Raw genomic sequence first — 17,603 nt, 5'->3', positions numbered from 1 at the left:
TTAAATGATTATGTGGCCGGATTTTCAGTTGACAAATACATATAAAGAAGCGGTTGAACGATTGTGGCTTTTGAATCGATTGAAAAAACATACGATTATAGCCCATATTCCTGAAGGCGAGGGCAATATTTCGTATGATGGGGACTATTTTAAAAGTACAATTAAACCGGTCATAACCGGAGATAAAATTTCCTTTGAAATCTTCTTGGAAGGGACCGGAAAAATCCTGGAAAATAATACTAATTTGGATTTAAAGGAGCTCAATAATCTTAAAGTTTTGGAAAAAACACTTGAGGAAACGGTTCAAAAGGATATGCTGAACATGATCAAAAAGGTACAAAAAAATTATGGAACAGACGTTTTCGGCTTTAGGAAAGCTATCCATAAAAAACATCCGTACGCTTGGAAAAAAATGAAAGAGACATGGAACGAGAAGTTTCGGAAAGCCGAGCTGTCCATTAGAGTTGACCTGAAAATCAAAAATACGGGACTTACGGGGCTGCCGCTGCATCAGAAGGGAGGGGCGATAAAATAATGAAACTGTCAAGCCGGCAAATTCTTTGGCTGTTAGCCACATTCGAACTTGGAATGTCAATCCTGCTGACCGCCTCGCCCTCCATTATGGATGCGAAACAAGATGCATGGATTTCGTTTTTATTAGCAGGTGCCGCGGCCATTTTCATTACGGTGGTATCGGTAAAATTGAGCCTGCTTTATCCCGGCCTGACGTTTATCGAATTCAGCCAGAGCATCTTGGGAAAATGGCTTGGCAAAATCATTGTCATTCCTTATTTTATTCAATGGTATTCCGTCATTCCCATCATTCTCCGGCAGGCGTCCGATTTTATCGACATGATCATGTTCACGAGGACACCGCTTCTTCTTATTCTTATGCTGGTGCTTATCCCCGTAATCTATGTAACGTACCACGGCGGGATTCAAGGGATCGGAAGGTGCAGTGAAATCGTGGGACCGATTATATTTTTCGCTTTTGGACTTGTCTTGCTGCTGGGCGTCATCAATATGGATGTCAATCGGGTGCTTCCCGTTTATGCCGACTCCGGAAGGATAAATATATTAAAAGGTGCCATACCGCCTCTTGCCTTTTTAGGGGAGTCGTCTACCATATTGTTGATGTTAACCTGTTTTGTCAATGATCAAAAAAAAGTTGTGTCAAGAGCTCTGTGGGGAGTCGGCATCGCTTCCTTTTTTTTATCGTTGTCCGTATTGGCCAGCTTAATGACGTTTGGACCTCATTTGAGCGCAAAAATGTGGTACCCGTTTTTTGAGATGATTCGATATATTTCCTTCATGGAATTTATCCAAAACCTTGAAAGCATCATTGTCATTGTCTGGTTTTTAAGTGTTTGCATCAAATTATCCGTTTACTTATTTATTACGAGCTACGGAACAGCACAATGGCTGCATATTAGACAATGGAAGATCATGATTTGGTTTGTGGCGCTGGCGGGAATCATTCTCGCATTGAGCTATAACAATATCGTTGAATCCTCCATCGACTATCCCAAAACTATTTGGATGCCGTATATTTTCCCAATCAATTTTGTAGGCATACCCTTGGTTCTGTATATTGTCGGAACTGTAAAAAAACGAAAAAGGCTAAAGCTTTAATCGTTATGCCTCCCTTCCGGACGGAAAGAAGACTGAGCGGACAAACGTTTAAGCATAAGTATATGCAGCCCTGATCGCAGCAGTAATTTTCAATTCTCCCGGCAGGATCGGTGTGGCGGGCGCACTTTGGGCCATCAGCGAGGCCTGATAAGGTATGGGTTCCCGTGAACGGGCTTCTTCCTGAACCTTCACCGGAAGTGTAATCAGAGTCGCACCTATCGTTCTGGCGATGGTCATGGCCTTGGCTTCGGCATTTTTGACGGCTAAGGCAAGGGAGCGGTTATAATACATGTCGGGGTTCGCTATGCTGAATCGGATGCCGGAAACGGAGTTCGCCCCATGGTTCACAGCCGTATCGACAACAAGTCCGGTTTGATTTATCTGTTCCAGGGTGATTTGAAGCATATGCGTCACTTGATAACCTCTGAGGATTTGTTTTCCCTCTACATAATTATATTGGATGTCGACTCTGTAAGTTACCGTTTGGATCTGTTCTTTGGGAATGCCCAGCTGTACGAGGGAGTGAACGATGTTGGCTATGGAGGCGGCATTGTCTCTTTGGGCGTCAGAGAGGCTCGGTTTCTCCGTGATGACACCTAAATCAATAACGGCTCTGTCGGGAGGGGCAGACACGGTTCCTTCACCCGATACCTCGATGATTTGGCGGTGATGGTGAACGGAGGGATTCATCCTTGAGGCCGGATGCCAGGGTTGAGTAAAGTACACAGGTTAACACCTCTTTCCCGTGCGTGGATATTCCTATTGTATTGGCGTCCGGACGTTAACATTCCTCCATGCGGAAGTTCAGTATCGTTTACGGAATCTTCTATCTGAATCTCTGCCGGTGTCATTGATTGGGACCGGGTTAATTGGCACTGTAAAGAAAACGAAGGTAGAGGAGCGTTCCATGGAACGCCCCTCCAGTTCTTGCTCAAATCGTATTAATGAAACGCTCGAGCTCGTTAGCTACCGTATACAGGCTGGCCCGATTCTCGAATTCGTTCCTTGATTCAGGCAAGGGAAGATGCTTGTGGTAATCTCTGATATCGCGCAGCTTTTCGCGAAAATAGGCGGTTTGACTGCGGTTATTCAGGTGATGGCTCAATTCTTGCACGAAGTCCCCGATCCGTATCCCTTGTTCCATTTGCACGGTTATTCTTGAAATGGAGGGCAGCATCCGTTCGAGAATATCATACTGCCTCTGCTTGTGTTCAAAGTAGGCTTGATATGAATTCTCCTTGCGCAGCAGATTGTTCTCTGCATCCAGAATGGCCAGACGCTTGGCCTTTTGGAGAGTATCGGACAGCAAAAGCAGCTCCTTCCCGTCCCAAAGCGTATAGCCTTCTTTCAAGTAGCTGGCCATTTCGTTCAAAATCTTTGAAATCAGTTGATCCACTTCTTCTTTGTAACGGTTGAGCTCTTTGTCGATACTAGGCATATACCAATTGATCAGCAAGCCCACACCCAGCCCCACCAACATGACCTGAATTTCATTCCAGTAGAAGGAAGGCTCTATTTTCCCGTGCATGTAGACATGCATAACGATAACGGAGCTGCTCGCGATTCCTTCCTGAATCCGGAAGCGAACGCAAAAAGGAATGAATAACAGCAGAAGCACAAGAAAGGAATAGGGCCGGTATCCGATCACTTCAAATAATAGGCTCGAAAACAAGAGACCTGCTATGCAGGCGAAAAAACGGCTGATCACAGCTTGGGTGGACTGCTTGCGGGATTTCTGAATGCACAGCAGGGTTAATATCCCCGCAGCCGTATAGTATTCCAACTGCAAGGCCTGTGCCAGCAGGATGGAAATACTGACGCCAATCGCGGTTTTAATCGTGCGGAAGCCAATCCTCATGGTGATCACCCGATTTTGTTTTTGCCTTATTTTACACTTAATCGGGCGAAGGTGTAAACATAGTTTACATAAATGCAACAAAATGTATTGAACCGAACCTGCCTTCAATATGTATTTTCGGACCGATCCTTCAGCTTATCATGCAGCCGGATCGGTTTTTTAATTTCCGCATAATTTTCTTCAATATCCCGTTTAATGGATTCGAGGATATGCAATGCCAGTTTATGTTCATCATCATTTCCCATGGCTTGAATCATGGATTGAAGATAGTCCAGCCTGGTTTTGGTCACGAATCTCATGGTGGTATACCTCTTAGCTTCCAAAATTTTTAAGTCTTATTACATGATTCGATAAAAAGGTTGTTTTTAGACGCCATTGCTTCTGTTATTGCTTATCAGGCTGAGGAAAGGGGACTGTTCAAACTCCAGGATTAGCGTTATAATATCAAAATTAAACATCCGATGTTTGGAGGGTTGACTATTGGGGCTCAAGCGGGCATCGCGAACGACACTGGTTGAACAAGTCGTAGCTCAAATGGAGCTTCTTATTGAGACGGGTAAATGGTCGGTAGGATTACGCATTCCGGCTGAGCCTGATCTTGTTCAGCAGCTTGGAGTAAGCAGGAATACGGTACGGGAGGCTGTGAAGGCGCTCGTTCATACAGGACTTCTGATCGTTCGTCCAGGCGACGGTACATATGTAAGCTCTTCAAGCGGTCTTGGCGCCGTATTGCTGCGCCGCCTGCGCCGTTCCAATATTGTGGAGACGCTGGAGGTTCGGTACGCTCTGGAACAGGAAGCCGCTCGTTTAGCGGCCCTACGGCGTACCGATGAGGACATTGAGGTTTTAAGCAGATGCTTGAACGAATATGACGCAGCGGCAGCGATGAAAGACACGGACGCCTATTTAAAGGCTGACCTGGACCTTCACAAGATCATTATTGGTGCGGCCCACAACAGCGTACTCAAAGAATTGTATGAACATATCACGGAAGGTGTGAGAGAAACGATCGGCAGCGTGCTGGATCATTCTGTTCTTTTAGAGCATCATACCAGGATACACCGCGAGCTGATCCAGGCCATCATAGACGGTAATCCCGATGGTGCGGCGCAAGCTGTTCGCGATTATATAGAAGCTTCCCGACACATGCTGCAAAGCGACAATAGAGAGGAGTAACTGCTTTATGCTGCAACAGGAATTAGTGAATCAACGCCTGCAAACACGTGCAGGCTTTTCCATGCTTTTGGCAGGAATCATATTGGTTGCTGCAAATCTCCGTGCGCCGATTACGGCCGTCGGCCCGATCATTGGAGAGATTCGGAACGCAACAGGAATTTCGAATACATTGGCCGGTGCTTTGACCACCCTGCCGCTGCTTGCTTTTGCACTGCTCTCTCCGTTTGCACCCCGATTTGCCCGCAAGATAGGCATTGAACATACCCTGCTTGCGGGGATGATTGTTCTGACCATAGGGATATTGATACGGTCGATTCCTGGAGTTGGCATGTTGTTTCTGGGTACTTTATTGTTGGGGCTTGCGATTTCGGTATGCAACGTACTTGTACCCAGCCTGGTGAAAAGGGAGTTCCCTGAACGCATCGGAGTCATGACAGGCATTTATGCCGTCTCCATGAACTTATGCGGGGCCATCGCTTCAGGAATCAGCATACCGATTACCGGAGGACTTGGATTGGGTTGGGGCGCAGCACTGGGATGCTGGGCGCTTCTTTCTTTTGCCGCGATTCTGATTTGGCTCCCGCAGCTGCGTCATCGCCGTCATACCCCCATTGCCCAGGTCAACAAGAAGGGCGGTCAGTTATGGCGCTCACGCCTGGCATGGAGCGTGACGATTTATATGGGATCGCAATCATTAGTATTTTATATGATGGTCGCGTGGCTCCCGGAAATCCTTCAGCAACGGGGAATGAGCAATGAAACGGCGGGTTGGATGCTTTCGCTGCTCCAATTTATCATTTTGCCGCTCACCTTTGCCGTTCCTGTGCTGGCAAGCCGATTTTCGAATCAGCGCCAATTGGTAATCATGACCGGGATCTCACTGATTATTGGCTGCCTCGGATTGCTTAGCGGCAATTTATCCTTGGTCGTACTATGGATGATACTGCTCGGTATTGGAGTAGGTTCCGCATTTAGTTTGGCTATGATGTTCTTCGTTCTTCGAACGCGCGATTCGCAGCAAGCCGCCGAATTATCAGGCATGGCTCAAGCTGTAGGGTACTTGATGGCGGCTACGGGACCGACACTTTTTGGTTTGCTTCATGATGTAACGAATGGGTGGACCCTTCCGTTGATCTTTTTGTTGGCCTCTGCCGTCATGCTGATGATTGCCGGTTATGGAGCGGCCAGCGGCTATGTGACTTCCAAAGAATCGTCTTAACCATGAAAGGATAAATCCGGAGCCGGGGATCATTGCGATCCCCGGCCATGTGTTTTACTCTCCTGACGGAAGGCAAGCCTCTTCCATGCGCCGTTAAGCCCCCGGTGTGTTCAGCCTTTGTCGAAACTTTATCAATGTATATTTCATAATAATGGGTAATCTATGGTAAAATGACATTAAACAAAGGAGGTAGCCCACATGGAATACAGAATTGAACGAGATACGATGGGGGAAATCAAGGTTCCCGCAGACAAGCTTTGGGGGGCGCAGACGCAGCGAAGCAGTGAAAATTTCCGCATCGGAACGGAACGAATGCCTGTAGAAGTGGTACGCGCTTTTGCGCTGCTGAAAAAAGCGGCCGCACAGGCAAATCTTAAGCTGGGCAAGCTTGAACCGGAGAAGGCTGAAGCGATCACGGCGGCGGCAGCCGAAGTGATCGACGGGAAGTGGGACGACCAATTTCCGCTGGTCGTTTGGCAGACCGGAAGCGGTACGCAGTCAAATATGAACGCCAATGAAGTCATCGCCGCTCGGGCCACGCAGCTGCTCGCAGAGAAGGGGAGCAGCATCCGTATTCATCCCAATGACGATGTGAACCGGTCGCAAAGCTCTAACGATACCTTCCCGACCGCAATGCATATCGCTGGAGTGTTGGCGGTGGAGGAGCAGCTGCTGCCGGCTCTGGACAAGCTGAAGGAGACGCTGCGAAGCAAGATGGAAGCCTTCGCCGATATCGTCAAAATCGGACGAACTCATCTGCAGGATGCTACGCCGCTTACTTTAGGGCAGGAAATCAGCGGCTGGTGGGCGATGCTGGATACCACCGGGAGGATGATTCGCCAAAGCGTAGAATCCATGAAGGAGCTGGCTATTGGCGGGACAGCCGTAGGCACCGGTTTGAACGCGCATCCGAAATTCGGAGAAACCGTAGCGGCAGAAATATCACGGGAGACCGGCAGGACCTTCGTCTCCGCCGCCAATAAATTTCATGGTCTGACAAGCCACGATCAAATCGTATACACTCATGGAGCATTGAAGGCGCTGGCAGCGGATTTGATGAAAATCGCAAACGACGTTCGCTGGCTGGCCAGCGGTCCGCGAAGCGGAATCGGCGAGATCAAAATCCCCGAGAACGAGCCGGGCAGCTCGATTATGCCCGGGAAGGTGAACCCTACGCAGAGCGAGGCGCTCACGATGGTGGTTTGCCAGGTGATGGGCAATGATGCGGTGATTGGATTTGCAGCAAGTCAGGGGAATTTTGAACTGAATGTATTCAAGCCTGTCATCATCCACAATTTCTTGCAATCCGTCCGGCTTCTGTCGGATGCGATGAATTCATTCAACGACCATTGCGCTGTTGGTATTGAGCCTAACCGCGCCGTCATTGACCGTCATCTGGAGCAATCTCTGATGCTCGTCACCGCGTTGAACCCGCATATCGGGTATGAGAAGGCCGCATCCATCGCCAAGCTTGCGCATAAGGAAGGCCTGACTCTGAAGGAAGCAGCTTTAAGGAGCGGTTATTTAACCTCGGAGCAGTTTGACTCCATCGTACGCCCGGAGGATATGATTCATCCGAAGGAATAAATGACCTTGGACGAACATCCCTATGCTTTTGAAGCTAGGGGATGTTCGTTTAAGATCCTTATTTTACCGATATTGATGAGCCTCCATTCCCGTCGGATATTTGGCCTGCCATCCCGACGGAAGCAGGCCCGATGCGTCTATAGGCTGACCGTAGGCTCAAGCACGGCCAATGTATGGTTATACGTATTTAAATTCACCATCGCGCCGATGGGGAGCGCCGCTTTATATGGTCCATGCGCGGTTGCAAGGTTCGTCATGAGGGGTTTCCCCAGCGGGACAATGAATTCGTTGATCAGGTCTTCGTATGATTTGCCGTAAGCGAACTGACAGCCGGTGCATTCGCCCATAACGATGCCGATGCAATCCCGGAACTTTCCGGCCAGTTTCAAATGGTTCAAATATCTGTAGATGGTATTGGTGGGTTCGTGTGTGTCTTCTATGAGCAGAATTTTACCCCTCGTATCGATTTCAAAAGGTGTGCCCAACGTACCGACAAACGATGTCAGATTGCCTCCGACGAGAGGACCGGTCACATTGCCCTGCACTTTGCTGATTAAGGGGATTCCCGGGGGATTTTGAATGAGCCGATAAGAAGAATAGGAAGACGTAGCGGAAAAAAACTGGTTGAAATTATATGCAGGCGTATCGGGTCTGAAATCAATCAGCAGAAGGCTTTGAAAGGTGATTAAATTAGCTTGTTGATAAAGCACGTTTAACAAGATCGTGATATCGCTGTAGCCTGTTATAATTTTTGGATTATTATGAATCAAATGATAATCAAGATACGGAAGAATACCGGCGACTCCTACTCCTCCCCGCGACGGCAGAATCATATTGACCTGCGGGTTTTCAAACATTTTCATCAAATCCGAGGCCCGTTCCTGATCTGAGCCCGCAAGAAATCCGTTCCGGGAATAGACATAATCCCCCAGTACGACATTAAACCCCATACTTTTCAGAGTATCTACCCGCGCATTAATGACTTCTACATCTAATGGACTTCCCAATGTCACGACTCCAATCGTATCGCCTTTTTTTAATATTGGGGGCCGAATTGCCATAAGCATACATTCCTCCCGCTGAGCATATGAGTCTTCTATAACAATTATATGGAAATCATCGGTTTACATAACGAAAACTTTAGGTTTATGCCGAACAATACGCGAGTAGCGCTGAAAGTTTCATTCATAGGTCAGCAATTTGTATAAATCTGCAAAAACATGAAAAATGTATTGAATTAATGCAAAAACCATAGTAAACTAAGTTTCAGGAAGTAATTGGGTTTTGGTATTGTATCCACGAACATCGATTACATCTGAAGTAGTCATTAGGTTAGGCAGGAGGAAACATGGATGACCGCATACAGCGCCTTGGCCGCAGTGGAACGTACTTTTCAAGTCATGGAAATTTTGGTGGGTGAAGTCAACGGCGTCAGCGTGACCGAATTGGAAAACCGGACACAGCTTCCGAAAAGTGTCATTTCACGGATTTTAACCACCCTGCTCGAGGGAGGGTATGTAGAAAGGGACAGCAAAACCCGTTACTACAAGCTGTCATTTTATTTCTTGAGCATGGCTTATCGCCACATCAATGCTCTGGAGATCAATGATATTTTTTATCCGATGCTGGAACGGATTGCCAAACGAACCGGCGAGCTGGTTCAATTGGCGGTGGTGAAGAAGGAGGGCATCTTTTTCATCGAGAAGGCGGAGGGAACCAATCCCTTAAGGGTTGCTTCCATGTTAGGCCAGAAAGCCCCATATCATGCAACGGCTGTCGGCAAGGTTTGGTTAGCGAGCTTGACCGATCAGGAAGTGACCTCGATTATCAGCCAAAATGGTCTAAAAGCATATACGGAGCACACGATCACCGATCTGGACACCCTTCTTAAGAATTTGGCGGAGGTTCGCTCCAAGGGCTATGCCATCGCAGATCAGGAAATCAATCAAGATGTCATTGCCGTTTCTGTACCGATCACTTTGGATGAACAAGTCGTCGCTATGCTGGTGACCGCCGCGCCTCACTTTAAAATGACGGCAAGCCGGATCGAGGAGCTTGTCCATATCTGCAGGGAAGAAGTCGATTTATTTGATGCGTCGCTTCTCAGGTCATTTGATCTGGGCTATAGCCCTAATAAATCGGGAAAGATAACGATGCCCTGAAACCATGTCTATAAATTTTTTTAGACTGAAGAGTAAACTAAGTTTCAGCAAGAAATATTATTTTCGAAAAGGAGTGTTCCCATTGCCGCGAATTGTTGATCTGTCGCAAGAGGTTTTTAGAGGCCAGCCTGTTTATCCGGGTCATCAGCCCACCGTGATTTTTCCGATGACACAGTTAACCGTGAAGGAGGACGGTAAATGGACGTTTGCCGTCAATACGCTGCTGATGTCGGAGCATGCGGGAACGCATACGGATTCGTTTACACACATGGATCCGGACAAGAATGCTCTATCGATTGAACAAATCCCGCTGGAGAAATGTATAGGACCTGCGGTTTGTCTGGATGTAAGCCATGTCCCCGATTCTGCTTTTATTACGAGGAACGCCTTGCAGGATGCTTGCCGTAAAGCCGATTTGACCATACCGCCTGGCGGTACCGTACTGATTTATACCGGTACATACGAACGTCATTTTCCCAGGCCCGATTATCATCAGAAAAATCCGGGCTTGGACCGGGAAGCGGCGGAGTGGCTTGCCAATCAGGGAGCGATTCATATCGGAATCGATGCGGTCAGTATCGATGTCAGCCCCCATCAGGGAGAAGAATGGAAGCCCGCACATACCGTTTGCCGCGAAAGGGGGCTGCTTAATACGGAAAACTTAGGTGATTTGAAAGCGCTTGCAGGAAAGAGGTTTATCTATATCGGCTTGCCGCTCAAGGTTAGAGGCGGAACTGCCGGCCCGACAAGGGCAGCGGCTATTTTTGATCTGGCCTGGAATTCATAAACGGGAGGTTCAAGGAATGATCATTGAAGACAAGTTTGAAATTAAAGCGGACCAGGAGAGGGTATGGCACTTTTTGATGGATACCGAATCTCTGGCACGATGCCTGCCAGGCTGTGAGGAAGTCAAGGATATGGGAAACGGGATATACCGGGCTGTAGCTTCCGTACAAATCGCTTTTATGAAGCTCCGTTTTCATCTGAATGTTCGGATTACGGAAATGACGCCTCCACAGCAGCTTGTGTCCGAGGTGGACGGGAAACCGATGTCGCTGGTCGGACAGCTGAAAATGAAAGCCCAAATGAATCTGACCGCACTGGCTGAAGGAGCTACTCAGGTTCATTACATCATGGATATGAGCATGGCCGGTAAGCTGGGCTCGCTGGGACAATCCGCATTTCGCTCAAAAGCGGCGGAGATGGGCGGCCAGTTCGCTGAGAATATCCGGCAGGCGCTGGAGCCTACGGAAGTGCAATATTAACCGATATTGAGGGAGGAGGATGAAAAGGATGCTGAATGTTGAATGGGTGGAACCGGAAACGCTGGAGGATGTGAAGCATGCGCTGGCGTCGGGAGATGATCTGACCCGTGTGGTTAGCGGAGGAACCGCGCTTTCGTTGATCATCAAGCAGGGGATTTATCAACCGGAACGGTTAATCAGTTTGAAAAAGGTGAGGTGTGAGTTAAATTACATTCGGCCGGATAATGATGGGAACCTGCGGATCGGCGCGATGACCACGCTGCGGGAAATGGAGACATCTCCATTCATCGAACAAAACTATCCGGTCATTTCGAAAGCGCTTCATCATGTGGCTAACCCGAGAATCCGCTATGTGGCCAGTATTGGCGGCAATTTATCACACGGAGATGCCCATCTGGATTTGCCACCGATCCTGTTGGCCTTGGATGCCAAGGTGAAAGTGGAAAGTGTAAGGGGAGACAGATGGATTCCGCTGGCTGACTTTTTCCAAGGCTATTATGTGACGGCTGTCCGGCCCGACGAACTGGTCACGGAAGTGCTTTTACCCAAGACCGACCCCGGGTTGAAGGGGGCTTACATCAAATATACGACACTGTCCAACGACGACTGGCCTACGTTGGGGGTCGCCGCTTTTATTCAGCAGGAGCAGGGAATCGTTTGCGATGTGCGTATGGCGGTCAGCGCCGTAACGGATGTGCCTGCGAAGCTGGAGGCGGTCGAGCAGCTGCTGTTGGGCAAGCCAGGCAGTGAAGCATGGATAGAGCAAGCAGCCGAAATGGCCTTTCATGCGGTGGAGCCTTCCGAGGATTTACGGGGAAGTTCCTGGTATAAGAAGGAAATGCTGAAGGTCCATGTCCGCAGGGTGTTACAGCAATTATTGCCGGAAGGGCAGAAGGGGTGAACAGAATGCCGGTTATAGGACAATCTCATCGCCGGATCGAAAGTAAAGGGAAGATTACGGGCCAGGCCGAATACGTGATGAACATGGAGCTTCCAGGCATGCTGCATATCAAGGTGCTGCGAAGCACGGTGCCGCATGGAAGGATAAAAAGCATTGATACCAGCGCAGCGGAGCAAATCCCCGGAGTCATAAAGGTCGTAACCGGCGCCGATTTGCAGAATATGGACATCCATATGCATTACGGTCCTGCGTTTCGCGATCAGCCGGTTTTGGCATTCGACAAGGTATGTTACATAGGTGATCCGGTTGCTGCCGTTATTGCCGAAACTGCGGCCATTGCCGCCGATGCGGTCAACTATATCCAATGCAGATTATGAAGAACTGGAGCCTGTATTCGATGTGCTTGAGGCGGCCAAAGAAGGAGCGCCGATCGTTCATGAGGTGATCAGGCCCGCCGGCAGCTTCGCGGATTTGAAAAATCTGCTGCCTAAGGAAGGGAGCAATGTCTGCTTGCATTATAAGCTGCGTCACGGGGATCTGGAGAAAGGCTTCGCGGAAGCGGATCATATCTTTGAGGATACGTTCCGGACGCCTGCGGCGGTTCATCTTCCCATGGAGCAGCACGTGGCGGTTGCCCAACTGGATTCCAACGGCAGGATGAATATTTGGACGGCCAATCAAAGCCCTTCATTTATCCGCAGTGAGGTCGCTTATGTATTGAAAAAGCCGGAAAGCCAGATTCGCGTTCGAGTCCCTTATTTGGGCGGAGGCTTCGGAACCAAGCTTTATGTCAAAATCGAAGCCTTGGTTGCGGTGCTGGCGCTGATCGTGAAAAAACCGGTGAAACTGGCGCTGACGATGGAGGAAGTATTTATTACGCTGACCAAGCATGCAACGGTCTTTAAGATGCGTACCGGCGTCACGAACGACGGACGCATTGTCGCCCGCGATTGTCAGGTGTACTGGGATACGGGCGCTTATGCCGATATCGGCCCGCGGATTACGCAAAAATCAGGCTTTACCGCAGCAGGCCCATACGATATACCGAACGTGAGCATCGACTCCTACTGCGTATATACGAATAATGTTCCTGCCGGGGCTTTCCGGGGCTTCGGCGTACCGCAGCTGGTGTGGGCATATGAATCGCAAATGGATATTATTGCGGCCAAAATGGGATGGGACCCGCTCGATTTCCGCCGCAAGCAGGTGCTGACCGAGGGGAAAATCCACGCCACAGGGCAAAAAATGACTTCGGTCGGTCTTGATCAAATTATTGAGGAATTGGACAGAAGCATTGAATGGACGGCATTTTATAAAGAAAAACAGGCCGGTGCCATACATCGCAGCGGCAGCAAAATCCGTGCCAAAGGAACGGCGATTGGACTAAAAGCCGTATTAACTCCGTCGATTTCTGGCTCGATCGTCAACCTGTTCGCCGACGGCAGCGCATCGGTATTCTGCAGCACAGTAGATATGGGGCAGGGTTCGGACACCATGATGGGACAAATCGCCGCCGAGGTGCTTGGATTACCTCTCGAAAAGGTCACCGTAGTACACCCCGATACCGATGTCACGCCTTACGATACCATAACTGCCGCAAGCCGCTCGACGTTTTATATGGGCAATGCGATTTTGAAAGCGGCCGAGGACATCAGGGATCAAATTTTTGCTCATGTTTCCGGAAAATATGATGTGTCCGCGGAGCTTTTGTCTCTTGCGGATGAAAAGGTGCATGTTGCAGGACGCCCCGAACTGGCGATGACGTTAAAAGAGGCGATCAAAGACATCTTTCATATGCCGGCGGGCTGTATCATCGGAAAATATGTATTTGAAAGTCATTATCAAAGCCCCGATCCTGAAACGGGTCAATCGGAGGATGTGGCCATTTTCTGGTTTCCGGGAGGAACGGCGGTTGAAATCGAGGTGGATACCGAAACGGGCAAAATCGATATTCTGCACATGGTGTCGGCCGGCGATGTCGGCAAGGCCATCAATCCATTCCAGGTCCATCAGCAGTTATATGGTGCGATGGTGATGCAGATCGGGCAGGCGTTGTTTGAAGAATGCCGATACGATTACGGTCAAATGATCAATGCGAACATGGCCGATTACAAGGTTCCTACATTTAAAGATTTGCCGGGCAAATCAGAAACGATCATCGTGGAGGTTCCCCATCCGGAGGGGCCGTTCGGTGCCAAGGGAGTGGGCGAGACGGCATCCTTCGGCGTCCAGCCCGCGATCGCCAATGCTCTTTATCAGGCGACAGGAGCCAGGGTCAATAGTATGCCGTTGACTCCGGAGAAAGTCTTGCGGGCCATCAGGGAAGTTCAGCAACAAAGAACCTCGGAATTACAGCAGCAAATCTAAACGTAAGGAGCGATCAACTTGAACAAGCAAATCAGCTTTAAGTTAAACGGAAGACAGGTTTCCGCGTCAGTTTCTCCGGGTGAGAGCCTGCTTGATGTTCTGCGCAACCGGTTTCACTTGGGGGGGGCCCGCGAAACCTGCGCGCTCGGACTGTGCGGCGTATGCACCGTCATCGTTTCCGGAAATCCGGTCAGCAGCTGCCTCTATATGGCGCCAGCCGCAGACGGGGAAGAGATCGTGACGATTGAAGGCTTGGAAACAGAGGACGCGCTTCATCCGGTGCAGGAAGCTTTTATGGAGCATACGGCATTCCAATGCGGTTATTGTACGCCCGGCATGATTCTGATGGCCAAAAAATTGCTGGAGGAAAACCCCGATCCGTCCGAGGATGAGATTAAAGAGTTTATGTCCGGAAATATATGCCGATGTGCCAGCTACGGGCAGATCATTCAAGCCATCCAGGCGGCCTCGCAGATGATTCAGGCGGACAGAATGGAAGGAGCCCATTAAATGAAAGAACCAAGCATCATTGGCGGGATCGGTTTCGGCTTTATCGAAACATTCGATAGGGCGGATGCCGCTTTAATCCAACAACTGCAGCATGCAAGCTCAACGGACGTAACGGATTCGCAAAATCGGACAGGGGCTATGGACCCTGGAATCAAGCCGCTCGGCTCCGGAAAACGGGTGTGGGGCAGTGCCGTTACGGTCGATCTTCCTGCAAATGACAATCTGATGCTCTACAAAGCACTGCAGCTGGCCCAGCCGGGAGACGTGCTGGTCGTCAATACCAATGGCGGGCAGCGCAGGGCCGTCTGGGGCGAGCTGATGACGCATACGGCGATGGCCCTGGCATTGGGTGGTCTGGTCGTAGACGGGATCGTTCGCGACGGCGCCGCCATCCGGCGGCTCGATTTCCCCGTTTTTTGCCGGGGCACAGCTCCGGTCAGCGTAGAGAAAAACGGTCCCGGCCTTGTCAATGGAGAGATGACTTGCGGCGGTGTTGTCGTTCGCCCGGGGAATCTCGTCGTCGGGGACGACGATGGAGTGGTCATCATTCAGAGAGAACGGCTGTCTTCGGTGCTTGACAAGATGAAACAAACAGAACAGCGGGAGATCAAACGGAAGGAGGAGATTGCAAGGGGGCAGGCTCTTCCTGCCTAGTTGGATTCCGTCATGCGGGAAAAGGGCCTTGTGCCTGGGATTAAAAAGGAAAGACTTTTAGAATAAGGCCGTTGCGTTGGTCAGTTATATCCCGCAATTATATATGTGGCTTCCGGATTTAATGAAATAATGGCTCGCCTGTATTGTTCTCAACAGGTATCCTACATCGGGTTTCTTGGACCCAAAAGCAGAACCGAACGCATCCTGCATGAAATCGTAAAGATCGATTCAACACGATTAGAATCCTTACGTGATGTCATATACAGTCCGATCGGTTTGGATTTAGGCGCAGAAACGGCAGAAGAAGTCGCGGTCAGTATAGCGGCGGAATTATTGGCCGTCAGAAACCGGCGCTCTCCTCAATTTTTGCGTGATAAGCCGGGAGCCATTCACGATAACCGGTTAGCGGCATCGGAGGAGCGGAGGAATCCGGGGACTGCCGCCGGCGCAAGCATGAGACCTATCTGTGGAATATAGTGTTATATCATGAAGCACCTGAGCTGCAATGAAAAAATATGGCCTAAAACCGGGTGATTTTTTTGACGATATCAGCGATTGCAATTTTTATCGCGGTGTTGGCCCTGCTGGTTGCAGGATTCGCCAAAGGCATCAGCGGCATGGGACTTCCTGTCGTGGCCACGCCGGTTTTGACGCTCTTGTTTGATCTGCAAACCGCCATTGCGATCACCATCGTGCCTGCACTTCTAACGGATATAATCATGTTGATCAGAACACCGAAAAATTGGGGCTTGATCAAAAACGCCGCTTCCTTGATGATGTTTGGAATGTGCGGCATCGCAGTCGGTTCCTATGCGTTGGTTCGCATCCATCCGTCCATTCTGTCGGCAGTTCTGGGTGTCATCATTCTTCTTTTTGTCGGCACTTCTTTTTTCGCCGTTTTTCCCGCGATCAAGCAGAGGAGACGGCTGGATGCGGCGGTAGGGTTCATCGCTGGGACCGCCCAGGGCGCCGCCGGTGCCAGCGGTCCGATCATCAGCATGTATATGCTGCAGATGAAGATGAGCCGGGACGAATTTTTGTTTATGATCAACAGTTTTTTTGTGACGATTGATGTTATACAGCTTATGACCGTTTATAAACTGGGGCTTTACCATGGCCCGGTCATTTATTATTCGATAGGGGCGATCGTCCCGGCCCTGTTGGCGCTTGCGGCAGCCTTTGCATTGCAAAAGAAAATCTCCGATCAAGTGTTTCGTTATTCCGTGCTGATCATGATGACATTAAGTGCGTCGGCTTTATTATTCAAGTCGATTCAAACCATGTTATGAGGTTATAGACGGGGAGTTAACCATTGAAAAATTTGCTCCAGCGCTTCTTTTTGTCGGCTGCCTTGCAGAGGCTGATGCTCGCCGTCCTGGTAGACGATACTTGTCTTATCTTTTGAGGGCATGATTTCAAAAAAATGTTCAATAAGCTTGACGTTGACTACCGGATCGTATACATCGTACAGACATAATGCCGGGAAATGAAATTTCTGGATTTCCGTTATAGCCATTTTACCGTGATGCATCATTTCCGTACACCAGCGCGGAGTATAACAGATGGTCGGCAGCTGTTCTTCTTTTATGGCGTCGGAGGTCCAATCGGGCAAACTCGCCCGGAAGCATTTGAGTCTTCTTAAGATTTCGTTCCACCTGATCAGGTCAAGAGGCAGGGTTGGAGCGACGACCGAAAAAAATTCAATGCATTTTCTGATGATGAACGGAGGCGGATAAATTCCCAGGGCCGGGGAAGACAACAGAACGCCGGCTATGTTGCCGGGAAACCGTTGAACATAACGTATGGCGATGAGACCACCCATACTATGGCCGAACAGATAGATCGGCAATCCCGAATACTGCTTCTGCAAGCGGGAGACCAGTTCTTCCAGATCATCCAGGTATTCCTGGAATCGAAGAATGTGCCCCCGTCTTCCCCCCGAACGTCCGAAACCCCGCAGGTCTGGCGCGGCGAGAGCGACCCGCCGGTTTAAACACTCCGTGCCGATACAGGAGTAATGTCCCGAGTGCTGTCCCGCCCCATGCAGAAAAATAATAAGTGCTTTAGCGTTAACAGGTATCCAGATACGGCAATATAAGGCATGCTGCCGAATGTTTGAAACATACAGATGATCAGCTATATGTTTAGACATGGGATACTCCTCGATTCCTTCGAATATGCACAACTCGTTTTCCAACTTAATATGCGCGATTTTCCCGCATCCGATACGCAGGACAGATTCCTGTGATGATGAGGGTAAGCTTGCGTAAAA

At 49.4% G+C, this 17,603-nt stretch carries 20 protein-coding genes; 15 read left to right on the top strand and 5 right to left on the bottom strand.

The features are described 5' to 3' along the window. Nucleotides 1-4 precede the first annotated feature (4 nt). Together EXW96_RS04510 and EXW96_RS04505 are read left to right on the top strand one after the other, a co-directional pair. Nucleotides 5-535 (top strand): Ger(x)C family spore germination C-terminal domain-containing protein, encoded by a 531-nt coding sequence (locus EXW96_RS04510; protein ID WP_217437246.1) that lies wholly within the window; start codon nucleotides 5-7, stop codon nucleotides 533-535. Beyond that, a complete protein-coding gene (locus tag EXW96_RS04505; RefSeq protein ID WP_062408664.1) occupies nucleotides 535-1,632 on the top strand; it encodes a GerAB/ArcD/ProY family transporter in 1,098 nt (365 codons plus the stop codon). The genes EXW96_RS04510 and EXW96_RS04505 overlap by 1 nt, the downstream gene beginning before the upstream one ends. Nucleotides 1,633-1,680: 48 nt before the next feature. On the opposite strand, the gene EXW96_RS04500 is transcribed toward EXW96_RS04505, so the two are convergent. The 3 genes from EXW96_RS04500 to EXW96_RS04490 form a co-directional block, all read right to left on the bottom strand. Beyond that, nucleotides 1,681-2,358, bottom strand: coding sequence for an SIMPL domain-containing protein (locus tag EXW96_RS04500; protein WP_309225015.1), 678 nt, complete (start codon nucleotides 2,356-2,358; stop codon nucleotides 1,681-1,683). A gap of 205 nt (nucleotides 2,359-2,563) precedes the next feature. After that, nucleotides 2,564-3,490, bottom strand: a complete 927-nt coding sequence (locus EXW96_RS04495; RefSeq protein ID WP_074726912.1) for an aromatic acid exporter family protein — start codon at nucleotides 3,488-3,490, stop codon at nucleotides 2,564-2,566. A 104-nt stretch (nucleotides 3,491-3,594) separates the two neighbouring features. Further along, nucleotides 3,595-3,789: a hypothetical protein gene (locus tag EXW96_RS04490; protein ID WP_054818371.1), complete on the bottom strand. Its 195-nt coding sequence runs from the start codon at nucleotides 3,787-3,789 to the stop codon at nucleotides 3,595-3,597. A gap of 181 nt (nucleotides 3,790-3,970) precedes the next feature. Here EXW96_RS04490 and EXW96_RS04485 point away from each other — a divergent pair, with 181 nt between their 5' ends. The 3 genes from EXW96_RS04485 to fumC all read left to right on the top strand — a co-directional run bounded on the left by EXW96_RS04485 (nucleotide 3,971) and on the right by fumC (nucleotide 7,472). Further along, complete coding sequence (locus tag EXW96_RS04485) at nucleotides 3,971-4,666, top strand: FadR/GntR family transcriptional regulator (protein ID WP_137669687.1); 696 nt, start codon at nucleotides 3,971-3,973, stop codon at nucleotides 4,664-4,666. A 7-nt stretch (nucleotides 4,667-4,673) separates the two neighbouring features. Continuing rightward, nucleotides 4,674-5,885, top strand: a complete 1,212-nt coding sequence (locus EXW96_RS04480) for a CynX/NimT family MFS transporter (protein WP_074726913.1) — start codon at nucleotides 4,674-4,676, stop codon at nucleotides 5,883-5,885. A gap of 198 nt (nucleotides 5,886-6,083) precedes the next feature. Next, nucleotides 6,084-7,472 (top strand): class II fumarate hydratase, encoded by a 1,389-nt coding sequence (gene fumC / locus EXW96_RS04475; protein WP_062408661.1) that lies wholly within the window; start codon nucleotides 6,084-6,086, stop codon nucleotides 7,470-7,472. A gap of 137 nt (nucleotides 7,473-7,609) precedes the next feature. Here the strand turns inward: fumC and EXW96_RS04470 are convergent, their stop codons facing one another. After that, nucleotides 7,610-8,533: a S66 peptidase family protein gene (locus tag EXW96_RS04470; RefSeq protein ID WP_062410927.1), complete on the bottom strand. Its 924-nt coding sequence runs from the start codon at nucleotides 8,531-8,533 to the stop codon at nucleotides 7,610-7,612. Nucleotides 8,534-8,824: 291 nt separating this feature from the next. Here EXW96_RS04470 and EXW96_RS04465 point away from each other — a divergent pair, with 291 nt between their 5' ends. The 10 genes from EXW96_RS04465 to EXW96_RS04425 all read left to right on the top strand — a co-directional run bounded on the left by EXW96_RS04465 (nucleotide 8,825) and on the right by EXW96_RS04425 (nucleotide 16,620). Then, nucleotides 8,825-9,634: an IclR family transcriptional regulator gene (locus tag EXW96_RS04465; RefSeq protein WP_074726914.1), complete on the top strand. Its 810-nt coding sequence runs from the start codon at nucleotides 8,825-8,827 to the stop codon at nucleotides 9,632-9,634. An 82-nt stretch (nucleotides 9,635-9,716) separates the two neighbouring features. Then, a complete protein-coding gene (locus EXW96_RS04460; protein WP_174349980.1) occupies nucleotides 9,717-10,421 on the top strand; it encodes a cyclase family protein in 705 nt (234 codons plus the stop codon). Between the two features lie 16 nt (nucleotides 10,422-10,437). After that, nucleotides 10,438-10,899: an SRPBCC family protein gene (locus tag EXW96_RS04455; protein ID WP_174349979.1), complete on the top strand. Its 462-nt coding sequence runs from the start codon at nucleotides 10,438-10,440 to the stop codon at nucleotides 10,897-10,899. A gap of 28 nt (nucleotides 10,900-10,927) precedes the next feature. Beyond that, nucleotides 10,928-11,800, top strand: coding sequence for an FAD binding domain-containing protein (locus EXW96_RS04450; RefSeq protein ID WP_174349978.1), 873 nt, complete (start codon nucleotides 10,928-10,930; stop codon nucleotides 11,798-11,800). A 5-nt stretch (nucleotides 11,801-11,805) separates the two neighbouring features. After that, complete coding sequence (locus tag EXW96_RS26925; RefSeq protein WP_254611249.1) at nucleotides 11,806-12,177, top strand: hypothetical protein; 372 nt, start codon at nucleotides 11,806-11,808, stop codon at nucleotides 12,175-12,177. Next, nucleotides 12,107-14,167 (top strand): xanthine dehydrogenase family protein molybdopterin-binding subunit, encoded by a 2,061-nt coding sequence (locus EXW96_RS04445; RefSeq protein ID WP_217437244.1) that lies wholly within the window; start codon nucleotides 12,107-12,109, stop codon nucleotides 14,165-14,167. Before EXW96_RS26925 ends, EXW96_RS04445 begins: the two co-directional genes overlap by 71 nt. Before the next feature lie 18 nt (nucleotides 14,168-14,185). Continuing rightward, nucleotides 14,186-14,677: a (2Fe-2S)-binding protein gene (locus tag EXW96_RS04440; protein ID WP_054818381.1), complete on the top strand. Its 492-nt coding sequence runs from the start codon at nucleotides 14,186-14,188 to the stop codon at nucleotides 14,675-14,677. Next, complete coding sequence (locus EXW96_RS04435; protein WP_174349977.1) at nucleotides 14,678-15,331, top strand: RraA family protein; 654 nt, start codon at nucleotides 14,678-14,680, stop codon at nucleotides 15,329-15,331. It abuts the gene before it with no gap. Nucleotides 15,332-15,460: 129 nt separating this feature from the next. Next, nucleotides 15,461-15,808, top strand: coding sequence for an XdhC family protein (locus EXW96_RS04430; protein ID WP_174349976.1), 348 nt, complete (start codon nucleotides 15,461-15,463; stop codon nucleotides 15,806-15,808). A 62-nt stretch (nucleotides 15,809-15,870) separates the two neighbouring features. Beyond that, a complete protein-coding gene (locus EXW96_RS04425) occupies nucleotides 15,871-16,620 on the top strand; it encodes a sulfite exporter TauE/SafE family protein (RefSeq protein WP_174349975.1) in 750 nt (249 codons plus the stop codon). 2 nt (nucleotides 16,621-16,622) lie between these two features. Here the strand turns inward: EXW96_RS04425 and EXW96_RS04420 are convergent, their stop codons facing one another. Continuing rightward, on the bottom strand, nucleotides 16,623-17,483 hold the full coding sequence (locus tag EXW96_RS04420; protein ID WP_137669680.1) for an alpha/beta fold hydrolase: 861 nt from the start codon (nucleotides 17,481-17,483) through the stop codon (nucleotides 16,623-16,625). Nucleotides 17,484-17,603: the final 120 nt, after the last annotated feature.

Origin of the sequence: Paenibacillus sp. JMULE4 (genome assembly GCF_013337105.1) — a bacterium.
Taxonomy (GTDB): domain Bacteria; phylum Bacillota; class Bacilli; order Paenibacillales; family NBRC-103111; genus Paenibacillus_G; species Paenibacillus_G naphthalenovorans.
This window is presented reverse-complemented; position numbering and strand designations above follow the sequence as displayed.